Source organism: Ruegeria sp. BC8, from assembly GCF_056535705.1.
Genome location: NZ_JBQFIV010000001.1, coordinates 1772407 through 1786763, shown reverse-complemented (window position 1 = coordinate 1786763; position 14357 = coordinate 1772407). Strand labels below are relative to the sequence as shown.

The window sequence follows — 14357 nt, the reverse complement described above, 5'->3', positions numbered from 1 at the left end:
CCCGCATTGACCTTGCCGCCTTGCGTGGTAAACCGCTGCGCAAGCGAAAGGACATCCGAAATGAACCTGTTCTCCGAGATCCGCGGCCTTGTTCTGGACGCGCTGACGCAGATGCAGTCCGAAGGCGCGCTGCCCAAGGGGCTGAGCTTTGACAACGTTGCGGTCGAACCCCCGCGCGACGCCGCCCATGGAGACATGGCGACCAATGCCGCGATGGTGTTGGCCAAGCCGGCCAAGATGAAGCCGCGTGACATTGCCGATGCGCTGGCCGCGAAACTGGCCGCAGATGAGCGGATCACGAGTGCCGAGGTTGCAGGTCCGGGCTTTCTCAACCTGCGGCTTGCTCCGTCGGTCTGGCAGGGCGTTCTGGGTGCGGTGTTGGAACAGGGCACGGACTATGGTCGCTCGACCATGGGGCAGGGGTTGAAGGTGAACGTGGAATACGTCTCGGCCAACCCCACGGGACCGCTGCATGTGGGCCACACACGTGGCGCAGTGTTCGGCGACGCGCTGGCCAGCCTGTTGGCCTATTCCGGCCACGACGTGACCCGTGAATACTACATCAACGATGGCGGTGCGCAGGTGGATGTGCTGGCCCGGTCCGCGTTTGAGCGGTACCGCGAGGCCAACGGCCTAAGCCCGGAGATCGCCGAAGGCCTTTACCCGGGCGACTACCTGATTCCGATCGGTGAGGCGCTGAAGGAAAAATACGGCGACAGCTTGCTGGACAAGCCTGAAAGCGAGTGGCTGGCCGAGGTCCGCGTTTTCGCAACCGATGCGATGATGGATCTGATCCGCGCCGACCTGAAGGCGCTGGGCGTCGAGATGGACGTGTTCTTCTCGGAGAAGTCGCTGTACGGAACCGGCAAGATCGAGGCTGCACTGAAGTCGCTCAGCGACAAGGGTCTTATCTATGAAGGCGTTCTTGAGCCGCCCAAGGGCAAAACCCCCGAAGACTGGGAACCCCGCGAGCAGACCCTGTTCAAGTCTACCGCGCATGGCGACGATGTGGATCGCCCTGTCAAGAAATCCGACGGCAGCTGGACCTATTTTGCTCCGGACATCGCTTATCACTACGACAAGGTGAGCCGCGGATTCGACGCGCTGATCGACGTGTTCGGCGCAGATCACGGTGGCTACGTCAAGCGGATGAAGGCCGCCGTTTCGGCCTTGTCGGACGGCAAGGTGCCGCTGGACATCAAGCTGACCCAGTTGGTGAAACTGTGGAAAAACGGTGAGCCGTTCAAGATGTCCAAGCGGGCCGGCAATTTCGTCACGCTACGTGATGTGGTTGACCAGGTTGGCCCGGACGTGACCCGGTTCGTGATGCTGACCCGCAAGAACGATGCGCCGTTGGACTTCGATTTCGACAAGGTGCTTGAGCAGAGCCGCGAGAACCCCGTGTTCTACGTGCAATACGCCCATGCCCGGGTCAGGAGCTTGCTGCGCCGGGCCGCCGAAGCGGGCATTGCCGCGGACGACGCGACCCTCAAGGCTGCCGATCTGAGCAAGATCGACCACGCGGCCGAGTTGGTTGTTGCCAAAAAGCTGGCCGAATGGCCACGGCTGGTCGAGATCGCTGCGCGTACCAACGAACCGCATCGCGTTGCCTTCTATCTGTATGAACTTGCAGGGGATTTTCATGCGTTGTGGAACAAGGGCAACGAAGAAATGTCGCTGCGCTTCCTGCAAGATGGTGACGCGGCAACAAGCCAGGCAAAAATCGCGCTGGCCCGGGCCGTTTCTGTTGTGATTTCAGCAGGCTTGGGTATTCTTGGTGTCACGCCGGCGAAGGAGATGCGGTAACCAACACTGCCCGAACCGCCGGCCCGAGGTAGGCAAGAAATGACCCGCGCGCCCCAATTTCAGGCGCGAAACGGGCAGTGAGGCGGATATGACCAGTTACGATTTCTCGGGGCAGACCAGCCCCGAGCACGCGCATTACTCGAATCAGTTCCACCCCGAAGATGGGTATGAATATCCCGACAACATGATGGACCAGGCTGAGGGTGTGCCGGCGGACGCGGTCCTCGGGCGGGTCGTCAACCTGCTGGGTGCTGCCGCGTCTCTGGCGCTTGTCGCTGGCGTCGCGATCTGGGGGTACAAGCTGGTCATGCGCGATGTGAGCGGCGTACCGGTCGTACGCGCGGCCGAGGGGCCGATGCGGGTGCAGCCGGAAACTCCCGGGGGCACACCCGCCGATCACCAGGGTCTTGCGGTCAATGCAGTTGCGGCGGTTGGAACCGCGGCGCCTCCGGCCGACCGGCTGATCCTTGCGCCGCGGCCCGTTTCCCTGACGGATGAAGACGTGGCGATGGGCGAGCTGAAGCCGACCCCCGCCGTGCATGTTGTCGAACAAGAAATCTCGAACCAGGAAGCGGCCGAACTGCGTCAAGGCGCAGTTGACGCCGTGGTGGCCGAACTGTCCGGCGCGCCTGCCGTTGAGACACCGCAGACCGATGCGGGTGTGCAGCTTGCATCCCTGAACTTGGCCGATGACGAGCCAGCCATTGATCCGGCCGATCTCGCCGCTCAGTTGCCGGATCCCGAAATCGCGGCCCTGCCGGGCGTGCGCCGGTCTCTGCGTCCGCTCCGCCGCCCGGCGCGCGCGGCGTCCGCTGTGCGCCCTGCGGTCAACGAAGCCGCGATCAACGCCGCGGTCAAGGCTGCTGTAGGGTTGGATGTCGACCCGAACACCTTGACCAAGGGTACCCGGCTGGCGCAGCTGGGTGCGTTTGAAAGCCCCGAGGTCGCGCAGGCCGAATGGGACAGGCTGTATCGTCGGTTTGGCGAATATATGGATGGAAAGCAGAGGGTTATCCAGAAAACCTCAAGCGGAGGCCGCACGTTTTACCGTCTGCGGGTCCTGGGGTTCGATGACCTGAGCGACTCGCGCCAGTTCTGCGCCGCCCTTGTCGCACAGGACGCTGACTGTATCCCGGTTGCCGTGCGGTGAGGTTTGGCGCCACGATCACGGATGCGGCCGGGCTGCGATTGACACCCGAAGAAAAGGCCTTGTTTCGCCAAATGAACCCGTTCGGGTTCATTCTGTTTGCCCGCAACATCGAAACCGCGGATCAGGTCCGTGCCTTGTGTGGCGACTTTCGCGAGGCTGTCGGCCGAAACTGTCCGATCACCATCGATCAAGAAGGCGGACGGGTCCAACGTTTGCGCGCGCCACTTGCCCGGCAATGGATGCCCCCATTGGATCATGCGGAACGTGCCGGCGACCATGCCGAGCGGGCCATGTACCTGCGGTACCGCCTGATCGCGCATGAACTGTATTCCATGGGGATCGACAGCAACTGCGCACCGATGGTGGATCTGGCGCGTCCAGACACCCACGCGTTTTTGCGCAACCGGTGCTACGGTGGCGATGCTGCTACGGTCGCAAAAATCGGCCGGGCCGTTGCGCAGGGTCATTTGGACGGTGGCGTGTTGCCCATCGTCAAGCATATTCCCGGCCACGGGCGGGCGACCTTGGACAGCCATTTCGATCTGCCACACGTCAATGCGCCGTTGGTCGATCTGTTGCAGACCGATTTTGCCCCGTTTCGCGCCTTGAACGACCTGCCGATGGGCATGACAGCCCATTTGGTCTTTGAGCAGCTCGATGAACGACCGGCAACGATCTCTCCGCAGATGATGGCTGTGATCCGGGATCAGATCGGGTTTGATGGCCTGATCATGACCGACGACATCTCGATGAAGGCGCTCAGCGGGTCTTTGGCCGACCTGTCATGTCAGGCGCTGGCCGCAGGATGCGATGTTGTGCTGCACTGCAACGGCTCGCTTGCCGACAGGGCGGCGGTCATGGAAGCTGCGGGCGAGATGTCGGAGGCGGCACAAGCCCGCGCAGACAAGGCGCTGGCACAGCGGCAATCGCCCGAGGAACTTGACATCCGTGCCGCCGAGACGGAACTATCCCGTCTGATGGGCGGGCAGGTATATGACGGATAACCTTTTCAGCGAAGACCCGGTTTCGGTCGCCGATCGGCTGGCCGCAGAGGCGCTGATCGTGGACGTCGACGGGTTTGAAGGCCCGCTGGACGTTCTGCTGACCCTGTCGCGGACGCAAAAGGTCGATCTGCGCAAGATCTCGGTTCTGGCGCTGGCGCAGCAATATCTGGCCTTTGTCGAACGGGCCCGCGCCCTGCGGATCGAACTGGCCGCCGACTACCTGGTGATGGCCGCATGGCTGGCCTTTTTGAAATCCCGGCTGTTGCTGCCGCCCGACCCCGACGAAGAGGGGCCGACGGGCGAGGAACTGGCCGCTCACCTGGCCTTTCAGCTGGAACGCCTGCAGGCGATGCGCGACGCGGCGGCGCGCCTGATGGCGCGCGACCAACTCGGGCGCGATTTCTTCAGGCGCGGGCAGGGCGAGGATGTCACCCGCATCCGCACGGTCACTTATTCCGCGACCTTGCTGGACCTGATGCAGGGCTATGCCCGCATCCGCACCCGAGACGAGTTCCGGCCCTTCGTGATGGACCGCGACGCCGTTTTCACGATGGAACAGGCGCTGGAACGGATGCGCCCGCTGATCGGATTTGCCGGAACCTGGACCGACATGGAAACCTACCTGCCCGAGGGATGGGACGTTGACCCGGTGCGGCGGCGCTCGGCCACGGCGGCGACGTTTGCGGCCTCGCTGGAACTGGTCAAGGAAGGACATATGGAGATCAAGCAAAGCGAGACCTTTGCCCCGATCCAACTGCGCAGAAGGACTGACAAACGTGACTGACGCCCCCGAAGACGACGGCACCGGCACCCTGTTCGAAGCGCCTCCGCTGGCTGAGCAGGAGCGTATGGTCGAGGCGGTACTGTTCGCCAGCGCTGAGCCGGTGACAGTGGCCGATCTCGAGGCGCGGATGCCGCATGGCTGCGACGCCGCGCAAGCGCTGGAACTGCTGCAGAAACGTTATGAAGGGCGCGGAGTTCGCGTGGTCAAAGTGGGCGAGGCGTGGGCCATCCGCACGGCTCCCGATCTGGGCTTCCTGATGCAGAAGGAAACAGTCGAGACCCGCAAGCTGAGCCGCGCCGCCATCGAGACCCTGGCGATCGTGGCCTATCATCAGCCCTGCACCCGCGCCGAGATCGAAGAAATCCGCGGCGTGTCCGTGTCGCGGGGCACCATCGACCAGCTGCTGGAGATGGAGTGGATCCGGCTGGGCCGTCGCCGCATGACGCCGGGCCGTCCGGTGACTTTCGTCGTAACGCCTCAGTTCCTGGACCATTTCGGCCTGGAAAGCGCCCGAGACCTGCCGGGCCTGAAGGAACTGCGCGCTGCTGGCTTGCTGGAAAACCGGCCGCCGCCGGGGGCGATGCCGATCGGCGAGGCCAACGAAGATGAAACGGGTGACGAAGATCAGTCCGAACTGTTCGAGGAAGATTGATTGCGTCGCCCATTTGTCGGCGCATATCGCCGTTAGGTTCGGCGCAGAGGAACGGAGACCGAAATGAACGCAAACCGCATCATCGACATGATCGTTCGGCAAGTCATGCGCAGGCTGGTCACGCGTGGTGTCGACAAAGGTTTTGACCTTGCCGATCGTGCGACCCGCAAGCCGGGCCAACAGAGCCAGGCGCGCGATCCTCAGACCGACCGGCGCATGGCGCAAAGTGCAGGCGGACAGAGCCCGAGCATGAAACAGGCCAAGCAGCTGACCCGCCAGATGCGGCGGTTCATGCGGTTCTGAGGTTTACTGTGCGGACTTGAAATGCTTCGATAATTTCAGGCCCTGGCCCTGATAGTTCGAAGCAATTCCTGCGCCGTACAGCTGTGTCGGCATCTCGGCCATACGCTCGTAGACCAGCCGCCCGACGACCTGTCCATGCTCCAGTACGAAGGGCGCTTCGTGACAGCGAACTTCCAGAACTCCACGTGAACCGGCGCCTCCGGCTTCGGCATGACCGAAGCCCGGATCGAAAAAGCCCGCGTAGTGCACCCGGAATTCGCCCACCATCGCCAGATAGGGCGCCATTTCGGCCGCGTACATCGGTGGGATGTGAACCGCCTCTCGGCTGACCAGGATATAGAATGCGCCCGGATCCAGAATGATCCGCCCGTCCTTGGTACGCACCTCTTCCCAGTATTCCTGCGGGTCGTATTCGCCGATCCGGTCAAGGTCGATCACGCCGGTATGCGGTTTCGCGCGATAGCCAACAAGGTCAGTGTTGGGCAGGCGCAGGTCGACCGAAAACCCCAGACCGTCCTGAATGACGGCCGGACCATCGACCAATGGTGATTCCGCATGCAGAGCGGTCAGGTCTGCATCGGACAAAACCGCCTGGCCTTGCCGGAAACGGATCTGGTTCAGCCGCATGCCCGGACGCACCAGAACAGAAAAGGACCGCGGGCAGATTTCGGCGTAGAGGGGCCCCGAATAGCCTGCGGGCACCCGGTCGAACTCGGTTCCGCCGTCGGTGATGGTACGGGTCAGAAGGTCCAGACGCCCGGTCGAGCTTTTGGCGTTGGCGACAGCGGTCACGTCACCGGGCAGGGACAACGCTTCCATCAGGGGCACAAGGTAGACGCAACCTTTTTCGAGAACGGCGCCGTCGGTGATGTCGATCCGGTGCATTTCGAACTCGGCCAGCCGTTCGGACACCGAACGGCCTTCGCCCGCCAGAAATGACGCACGGACGCGGTAAGCAACTGTTCCCAAACGAAGATCAAGGCTGGCGGGCTGGATCTGAGCGGGCAGAATGGCCGGCTCGGCGGAGATCTCACCGCGCGCGATCATCGCCTCGATTTGCTGGTTCGGGCATACACCTGTCATTCCGATCCCCCCTGGTGCCAGAGCGGGATCTGGCCTGTCTGCCATAAACGTCGGTGTGAATTGGTCGGGCTAGCAGGACTCGAACCTGCGACCTTCCGTCCCCCAGACGGACGCGCTACCAGGCTGCGCCATAGCCCGACGTTGGGCTGTTCATAATGATTTTCCCGGCAGGGGCAAGAGGAAAACATTGCCTTTCTTCTTATCCCGCCTTTTGACCTTCGACCCGGCTGAGCCATGCCCTGAGGTCCCTCGCGATCGGGGCGATCTGGCGCAGCGCCTCAGCGTCAAAATCCGTAGTCTGCCAAGCTTTGGAGGCGATGCCGCCGAACAGCGGGGCAGGGCTGATGCCATCGTCCCCGTTGACCGCAGCGGGCGCGGGCGCCGGCTCGGGGTGTGGCGAACTGGGTGTTACCTGAGGCTCTGGCGATCCGGGACCATCAGTGTCGGCCTGTAGATCGAGGTCGATTTGCTGGCCGGTCGATTTGGGCGGAAAAGACACCACCACGTCCTGTGGCGTCTGTGGTGATTCTGCGCTGACATCGATGTCGGGTGACAGCGCCGCCACGTGGGCCACGCCCTGTTCCCTCAGGATGCGTTGGACGCCCTTGATCGTGATGCCGTCCTCGTGCAGCAGTTTCTTGATGCCACCCAGAAGGCGCATGTCGTTGGGGCGGTAGTAACGGCGACCGCCTGCACGTTTCACTGGCTTGACCTGTGCAAACCGGCTTTCCCAGAAGCGCAGGACATGGGCCTGAACACCGAGCCAATCCGCAACTTCACTGATGGTGCGAAACGCGTCGGGTGACTTGCTCATATCCTCCTGGCCCCGGGTTTACTTGCGATTCCCGGCGGCGACGCGATCCTTCATCAGATGCGACGGGCGGAAAGTCAGCACGCGGCGCGGCTGGATTGGAACTTCTTCACCGGTTTTAGGGTTGCGTCCAATACGGGCTGATTTGTCACGAACGCTGAAAGTGCCGAAGGACGAAATCTTGACCTGTTCGCCACGCACCAGCGCGTCCGACATGTGGTTCAGAATGCTTTCGACAAGCTGTGCACTTTCGTTGCGTGACAGCCCAACTTCGCGAAACACGGCTTCGCTCAGATCCATTCGCGTCAGTGTATTATCGCCCATGACATTTCCCCTATTGATTTTCGAGCATAGGGGTAGCGCAAATTCGCTGTCAATATCAATGAATTGCGGGCGGCTGTGTAAGCCGGATTGCGCCGGTTACCAGCGCAGGACCACCGAGCCCCATGCCAAACCGCCGCCAATCGCCTCGGTCACGATCAAATCACCTTGCTTGATCTGGCCCCGTTCCTTGCCCACCGACAGGGCCAGGGGAATCGAGGCGGCCGATGTGTTTCCGTGGTCCTGAACGGTCACCACAACGTGATCCATGGGCAGGCCCATCTTCTTTGCGGTGCCCTGAATGATGCGGATATTGGCCTGATGCGGCACGATCCAGTCGACGTCCTGGCTGTTCAGTCCGGCGCGTTCCAGGGCGGTTTCGGCCGTGGCGGTGAGCTTTTCGACCGCATGGCGGAACACCTGGTTGCCCTGCATCCGAAGATGGCCCGTCGATTGCGTCGACACCCCGCCGTCCACGTACAGAAGGTCCTTGTAACGTCCATCCGAATGCAGATCCGTGGACAGGATACCTCGATCATCGCTTGTTCCGGCACCGTCCTGCGCCTCGAGCACGAGAGCACCGGCCCCATCCCCGAACAACACGCAAGTCGATCTGTCGGTCCAGTCCATGATCCGCGAAAAAGTTTCGGCGCCGATCACCAGCACCCGCTTGGCCTGACCCGAAAGGATCAGGGCGTTGGCGTTGCTCAGCGCAAACACGAAACCGGCGCAGACGGCCTGAACATCAAAGGCAAACCCCCGGGTCATGCCCAGATTGGCTTGAACCATGGTTGCGGCCGACGGGAACGTCAGATCCGCGGTCGAGGTCGCCAGTACGATTGCGTCAATGTCATCAGCTGTAAGGCCGGCGTCCTGCAAAGCGGCTTTGGCCGCATAGGTTGCCAGATCGGACGTGGTTTCATCTTCGGCCGCAAAGTGCCGACGTTCGATACCGGAACGGGTGCGAATCCATTCATCGGTCGTATCAAGCGTCTTTTCGAATTCGGAGTTCGGAACCACCCGCTTGGGCAGGTAATGCCCGACACCTACAACGACTGAACGGCCTGCCATCTGGGGTACTGCCTTCTTTGTTCTTATTTGGTCTGCAGCGCAGATTGCGCTGCATCTTGTTCAAGCTCAGCCGTGGATGCAACCCGTGCTGCCAATTTTTCCGCAAAGCCGGACTTGGCCAGGGTGAAAGCCAGCTTGATCGCGGCAGACACGCCGGTGGCGTCGGCGCCTCCGTGGGATTTGATGACAGTGCCGTTCAGGCCAAGAAAGACCCCGCCGTTGACGCGGCGCGGGTCGATGCGTTTCTTCAATCGCTGCAGAGAGGTGATGGCCAGAACCGAGGCCAGGCGAGATAGGGGCGAATACTTGAAGGCCTCGCGGAGCAGGTCACCGATCAGGCTGGCCGTGCCTTCTCCGGTCTTGATGGCAACGTTTCCGGTAAACCCATCCGTAACAATGACATCCGCCTTGTCGCCTGGAATGTCGCTGCCTTCCACGAAGCCCACGAAATCAAAGTTTGCCTGATCCGCGAATTCGGTGATCAGGGCATGGGCTTCCTTGAGTTCGGCGCGGCCTTTGTGCTCTTCGGTGCCGACGTTCAGCAGTCCGATACGCGGGCGGGTCAGTTCCATGCCGTTGCGCGCATAAGAAGCGCCCATCAGTGCAAACTGCAGCAGATCCTTGGCGTCGGCCCGCACATCCGCGCCCACGTCCAGCATGACGTTGAAACCCTGAGGGTTGCGGGATGGCCACAGAATCGCGATGGCGGGGCGGTTTACCCCGGGCAGTTTGCGCAGTCGTATCATCGACAGCGCCATCAGCGCGCCGGTATTGCCGCAGGACACGGCACCATGGGCCTCGCCCTGACGCACGGATTCCAGCGCCGACCACATCGAGGTGTTCTTGCCGCTGCGCACCACCTGGCTGGGCTTGTCCTGCATCGTGACCACGTCCGGGCAATCACGAAAAACGACGCGTCCGTCGAGGACACGCCGTTTCGATACAAGCTTGCTCAGCACATCTTCCGGGCCGTGCAGAAGAAATCCGATCTCGGGGTTCTTCTTTGCTGACTTCGCGATTCCAGCCACGACCACGCCGGGACCTGAATCCCCGCCCATTGCGTCAACCGAGATGATGATCTTTCCGGTCTGCGTGGGCTGCGCTGTCATGCCAGGACCTGCGTTCAATCAGGCTTAGGCCGCGTCTTCGTCCAGGTCGATGTCGTCGGCCTGAGCGACGACTTCACGATCGTCATAGTGGCCGCAGGCTGCGCAAACGTGGTGCGGGCGCTTCAGCTCGCCGCAGTTCGCGCATTCGTTCGGGTTTGCAGCAACCAGAGCGTCGTGTGCGCGGCGGTTGTTGCGACGCGACTTGGAAACTTTGTTCTGTTGGACGGCCATGGTCTCAACCTTTGTCTACTAAGGGCCAGCAGATTCGCTGCAGGCCGGGTTTCATTCTTCGTTTTCTCGTGGTGTGACGTGCGTTTAGGGAACAAGCCCCGCGATGTCCAACCCAAATTCCGATGAGCGCGCGAAAATACTGCGATTCTCGACATGTTCAAGCGATTTTTCTGAGCGCCTGCTATGACAGGAAATCGATCCCCTGTCACTCGTCTTTTTTCAGTGCGTCACGCAGGGACGCCAGCCCGGCAAAGGGTTTGGCATCGTCGTCGGTCATCGCCTGTTTGCCCGGTTCGGTATAGTTCGCGTCGCCCAAATGTGCACCGTCTTTCCGGGGGTATTGGGGCAACGCAAGGGACAATGCCTCGCGCATCACCTGGTCCAGATCGATTTCCGGGCCCAAGGCTTCGGTCTCGTCATCTTCGGGCATTTCGAATTCGGGTTCGTCGGGTTCGGTCCAATTGGCCAGGAAAACGCGCCGTACCGGGGCCTCGATCCTGGTCGTGACCGGGTCCAGCGTCACCACGCAGGGCTGAATGACGGTTGCGCCCAGCTTGGCGGTCAACACCCAATCACGCTTGCCCTTCGCGCGCAGCTCGCCGACAAAACTCAGCTTGCGCAGCCCGAGCAGGCCCAACGCATCACGAATTTCCTCGAGTTGCCGGGCAGGGGGGCGCAATTCGAACGCGGTCGGGCTGTTTTGCGGCAGATCGGCGACGCGCAATGTTGAGAGGTCGGACATTGTGACCCTTTCCTGTGTTGAACCGGGGCATGGGTTTCTGTAATCGGATAGAAGCCGCAAGGGACCAAGGCAAGAGGGTGAACATGTTGAAAGTACTGAACAGGCTGAAACCGGCGTCCAGGGCGGTTGCCTGCACGCTTGTTCTGGCCACCGCTGTTGCCTGTACCCCGGTCTACAAGAAACACGGCTATATCCCCACCCCGGAAGAGCTGGCCGAGATCAAGGTTGGCGTCGATACCCGCGACACGGTTCTGGAAAAGGCTGGCGCGCCCAGCTCGTCAGGTGTGTTGAAGGATTCGGGTTTCTATTATGTGGCGTCGCGCGTTCGCCACTATGGCCCCAAACGCCCCGAGGTCGTCTCGCGCGAATTGGTGGCGATCAGCTTTGACCAGCGTGGCGTCGTCCGCAATATCGAGAAATTCGGTCTCGAAGACGGCTATGTCATCGTGCTGGATCGCCGTGTGACGGACTCCAGTGTTCAGGACAAAGGCTTCCTGCGGCAACTGCTGGGCAACATCGGCCAATTCAGCCCGTCGAACATCCCGGGAGCCAGCTAATATCCGGCCGCCGGTTGAAAGCTTCACACGGCGGTCACACTATTGGTGCATGGGATCAGGCAGATCGCAATCGGTGAGAAACCGTGGAGGGTGCGACCATGGCCGATGATATTTTGCTGGACAAGGGCCGCTACCGCGCGCGCCTGGCGCGGTGTCCCGAGGACGTGCGGGCGGCCCAGAATCTTCGTACACTTGCATTCCGAACAGCCGAGACGGATCAGGACGACTTCGACGTTTCCTGCGCCCATGTTCTGGTCGAGGATTCGCAGGCAGGCGGCCAGTTAGTCTGCTGTTTCCGGATGCTGGTCATGGACAGCGGCAGAGAAATCAGCCGCAGCTATTCGGCCCAGTTCTATGACCTTTCCGCTTTGCAAAGCTTTGATGGGCGCATGGTGGAAATGGGGCGGTTCTGCATCCATCCCGATTGGACGGATCCAGATATCCTGAGGGTGGCCTGGGGCGCGATGACGGCCTTCGTCGACCGCAACGGCGTCCAGTTGCTGTTTGGATGCTCGTCCTTCGCAGGGACTGAGACCGCGGAATACCTGGATGCCTTCGCGATGCTCAAACATCGCCACCTTGCGCCCAAGCGCTGGTTGCCGCGGGTCAAGGCGCCGGACGTGTTCCGCTTTGCCGCGCGGCTGCGGCGACGCCCGGATGCCAGAAAGGCCATGCTGCGGATGCCACCGTTGCTGCGTACCTATCTAATGATGGGCGGTTGGGTCAGCGATCATGCGGTGGTGGACCGCCAGCTGAACACCCTGCATGTCTTCACCGGCGTTGAGATCGGCGCGATTCCCGCGGCGCGGAAGCGCCTCTTGCGGATGATCGCGGGCTGAAGCCGCGCTGCTGTCAAAAGGTGAGGCAGGGGCGTTGACGCCCAATGCCTGCCGGTTTAGCTGGCGCTTATGGCACGTATTCCTTTGTTGCAGATGTCCGGTATCTCGCTGACCTTCGGGGGCGAGCCGGTGTTTTCCGACCTGGACCTGGTGGTTCAGCCCGGCGACCGCGTTGCGCTGGTCGGGCGGAACGGCTCGGGCAAATCCACCCTGATGAAGGTCATGGCCGGTTTGGTCGAGCCGGACCGGGGCGACATCGTGGTGCCGCCCGGCAAATCCGCGGGCTACATGGAGCAGGACCCGACGATGGAGGGCTTTGCCACGCTGGGCGATTATGCGGCCAGCGGGCTGGAACCAGGTGAGCTGTACAAGGTGGAACGGGCCGGGGAAGGGTTGAAATTCGACCCCTCGCGCGCGGTTCAGACCGCCTCGGGCGGAGAACGGCGGCGTGCGGCGCTGGCCAAGCTGATGGCCGAGGCCCCCGACCTGATGCTGCTGGACGAGCCGACCAACCATCTGGACATCGAGGCCATCGGCTGGCTTGAACGTGAACTGGGCGCGACACGGGCGGCCTTCGTCCTGATCTCGCATGACCGCGCGTTCCTGCGAGCGCTGACCCGGGCAACACTGTGGATCGACCGCGGTGTGGTGCGCCGGCAGGAGCAGGGGTTCGAGGCCTTCGAGGCCTGGCGCGACAGGATCTGGGAAGAGGAAGATCAGCAACGCCACAAGCTGGACCGGCTGATCAAATCCGAGGCGCGTTGGGCAGTCGAGGGGATCAGTGCCCGCCGCAAGCGCAACCAGGGCCGGGTGCGGGCGCTGCAGGCCTTGCGGGCCGAACGCGCCGCGCAGATCAAGCGTCAGGGGTCGGCGGCCATGTCCTTGGACTCCGGTCCGAAATCGGGGCGCAAGGTGATCGAGGCACGCGGTCTCAGCAAGGCATTCGACGGCAAGCCCATCGTGCGCAACCTGGACCTGCTGGTACAGCGCGGCGACCGGGTGGCCTTTGTCGGTCCGAACGGCGTTGGCAAGACTACCGTTCTGAAGATGCTGCTGGGCGAGGTCGCGCCGGATGAAGGCACCGTGAGCCTGGGTACCAATCTGGAAATCGCGGTCTTCGACCAGACCCGCGCGCAGCTGGACAACGAGATGACCCTGTGGGACAGCCTGACCGGCGACCCCGAGATGCGCGTCTCGGGCAAGGCCGATCAGGTGATGGTGCGCGGCCAGCCCAAGCATGTCGTGGGTTACCTCAAGGAATTCCTGTTCGACGAGCGGCAGGCACGAGCGGCCGTCAAGTCCTTGTCGGGCGGGGAAAAAGCGCGGTTGCTGCTGGCGAAGCTGATGGCGAAACCGTCGAACCTGCTGGTGCTGGACGAACCGACCAACGACCTGGATGTCGAGACACTGGACCTGTTGCAGGAGTTGCTGGACGACTATGACGGCACCGTGCTGCTGGTCAGCCACGACCGGGATTTCCTGGATCGTGTGGCGACCACTACGATCGCCATGGAGGGCAACGGCCGCGCGACCGTCTATGCGGGCGGCTGGTCGGACTATGTCGCGCAGCGTGGCGAATTGGCCGAGAAAAAGCCTGAGAAATCAAAAGAGAACAAGCCGAAGGTCAAGCAAGAATCCAAGCCGAAAACCGGCCTGTCCTTTTCCGAAAAGCACCGGCTGGAGAAGCTGCCCGCCGAGATCGCGCGGCTGGAAGCCGAGATCGCCAAGCTGGAGGAGCTGATGTCGGACCCCGAGCTGTTCACCCGCGAGCCGGTGAAGTTCCAGAAGGCGACCGAAGCCCTTGTCGAGCGGCAGGAGAAGCTGGCCGCCGCCGAGGAGGAATGGCTGGAACTGGAAGAAAAGGCCGAGGCCGGGGCCTAGCCAGGCTCGACCC

General features: G+C 62.2%; 16 protein-coding genes and 1 tRNA gene. 9 read left to right on the top strand and 8 right to left on the bottom strand.

From position 1 onward, the window contains the following. Window positions 1-60 precede the first annotated feature (60 nt). The 6 genes from argS to ACR3EK_RS09035 all read left to right on the top strand — a co-directional run bounded on the left by argS (window position 61) and on the right by ACR3EK_RS09035 (window position 5699). A complete protein-coding gene (gene argS / locus ACR3EK_RS09060) occupies window positions 61-1806 on the top strand; it encodes an arginine--tRNA ligase (protein ID WP_480633206.1) in 1746 nt (581 codons plus the stop codon). 88 nt (window positions 1807-1894) lie between these two features. Next, window positions 1895-2956 carry an SPOR domain-containing protein gene (locus tag ACR3EK_RS09055; RefSeq protein ID WP_480633205.1) on the top strand — a complete coding sequence of 354 codons (1062 nt, stop codon included), beginning with the start codon at window positions 1895-1897 and terminating at the stop codon, window positions 2954-2956. Beyond that, entirely contained in the window at window positions 2953-3960 is a 1008-nt protein-coding gene (gene nagZ / locus ACR3EK_RS09050; RefSeq protein WP_480633204.1) for a beta-N-acetylhexosaminidase, read from the top strand. Before ACR3EK_RS09055 ends, nagZ begins: the two co-directional genes overlap by 4 nt. Next, window positions 3950-4744 (top strand): segregation and condensation protein A, encoded by a 795-nt coding sequence (locus ACR3EK_RS09045; RefSeq protein ID WP_170363290.1) that lies wholly within the window; start codon window positions 3950-3952, stop codon window positions 4742-4744. The genes nagZ and ACR3EK_RS09045 overlap by 11 nt, the downstream gene beginning before the upstream one ends. After that, window positions 4737-5396: an SMC-Scp complex subunit ScpB gene (scpB, locus tag ACR3EK_RS09040; protein ID WP_170338220.1), complete on the top strand. Its 660-nt coding sequence runs from the start codon at window positions 4737-4739 to the stop codon at window positions 5394-5396. The genes ACR3EK_RS09045 and scpB overlap by 8 nt, the downstream gene beginning before the upstream one ends. Before the next feature lie 63 nt (window positions 5397-5459). After that, entirely contained in the window at window positions 5460-5699 is a 240-nt protein-coding gene (locus ACR3EK_RS09035) for a hypothetical protein (protein WP_093962319.1), read from the top strand. A gap of 3 nt (window positions 5700-5702) precedes the next feature. Here ACR3EK_RS09035 and ACR3EK_RS09030 read toward each other — a convergent pair whose 3' ends face one another. The 8 genes from ACR3EK_RS09030 to ACR3EK_RS08995 all read right to left on the bottom strand — a co-directional run bounded on the left by ACR3EK_RS09030 (window position 5703) and on the right by ACR3EK_RS08995 (window position 11067). Beyond that, complete coding sequence (locus ACR3EK_RS09030; protein ID WP_170363291.1) at window positions 5703-6782, bottom strand: 2'-deoxycytidine 5'-triphosphate deaminase; 1080 nt, start codon at window positions 6780-6782, stop codon at window positions 5703-5705. A gap of 61 nt (window positions 6783-6843) precedes the next feature. Beyond that, window positions 6844-6920: transfer RNA gene (locus ACR3EK_RS09025), tRNA-Pro, on the bottom strand. Between the two features lie 61 nt (window positions 6921-6981). Beyond that, window positions 6982-7596: a MerR family transcriptional regulator gene (locus tag ACR3EK_RS09020; protein ID WP_480633203.1), complete on the bottom strand. Its 615-nt coding sequence runs from the start codon at window positions 7594-7596 to the stop codon at window positions 6982-6984. A gap of 18 nt (window positions 7597-7614) precedes the next feature. Then, window positions 7615-7917, bottom strand: coding sequence for an integration host factor subunit alpha (gene ihfA / locus ACR3EK_RS09015; RefSeq protein ID WP_093962316.1), 303 nt, complete (start codon window positions 7915-7917; stop codon window positions 7615-7617). A gap of 96 nt (window positions 7918-8013) precedes the next feature. Continuing rightward, window positions 8014-8985 carry a beta-ketoacyl-ACP synthase III gene (locus tag ACR3EK_RS09010; protein ID WP_093962315.1) on the bottom strand — a complete coding sequence of 324 codons (972 nt, stop codon included), beginning with the start codon at window positions 8983-8985 and terminating at the stop codon, window positions 8014-8016. A 23-nt stretch (window positions 8986-9008) separates the two neighbouring features. Next, window positions 9009-10094 carry a phosphate acyltransferase PlsX gene (gene plsX, locus ACR3EK_RS09005; protein ID WP_170599564.1) on the bottom strand — a complete coding sequence of 362 codons (1086 nt, stop codon included), beginning with the start codon at window positions 10092-10094 and terminating at the stop codon, window positions 9009-9011. A 24-nt stretch (window positions 10095-10118) separates the two neighbouring features. Continuing rightward, window positions 10119-10325 (bottom strand): 50S ribosomal protein L32, encoded by a 207-nt coding sequence (rpmF, locus tag ACR3EK_RS09000; RefSeq protein ID WP_093962313.1) that lies wholly within the window; start codon window positions 10323-10325, stop codon window positions 10119-10121. A 205-nt stretch (window positions 10326-10530) separates the two neighbouring features. Further along, on the bottom strand, window positions 10531-11067 hold the full coding sequence (locus ACR3EK_RS08995; RefSeq protein WP_170363293.1) for a YceD family protein: 537 nt from the start codon (window positions 11065-11067) through the stop codon (window positions 10531-10533). 83 nt (window positions 11068-11150) lie between these two features. Here ACR3EK_RS08995 and ACR3EK_RS08990 point away from each other — a divergent pair, with 83 nt between their 5' ends. The 3 genes from ACR3EK_RS08990 to ACR3EK_RS08980 all read left to right on the top strand — a co-directional run bounded on the left by ACR3EK_RS08990 (window position 11151) and on the right by ACR3EK_RS08980 (window position 14344). Next, on the top strand, window positions 11151-11624 hold the full coding sequence (locus tag ACR3EK_RS08990; RefSeq protein ID WP_093962985.1) for an outer membrane protein assembly factor BamE: 474 nt from the start codon (window positions 11151-11153) through the stop codon (window positions 11622-11624). A 98-nt stretch (window positions 11625-11722) separates the two neighbouring features. Further along, window positions 11723-12463, top strand: a complete 741-nt coding sequence (locus ACR3EK_RS08985) for a GNAT family N-acetyltransferase (protein ID WP_222456790.1) — start codon at window positions 11723-11725, stop codon at window positions 12461-12463. 69 nt (window positions 12464-12532) lie between these two features. Beyond that, entirely contained in the window at window positions 12533-14344 is a 1812-nt protein-coding gene (locus ACR3EK_RS08980) for an ABC-F family ATP-binding cassette domain-containing protein (protein ID WP_480633202.1), read from the top strand. Window positions 14345-14357: the final 13 nt, after the last annotated feature.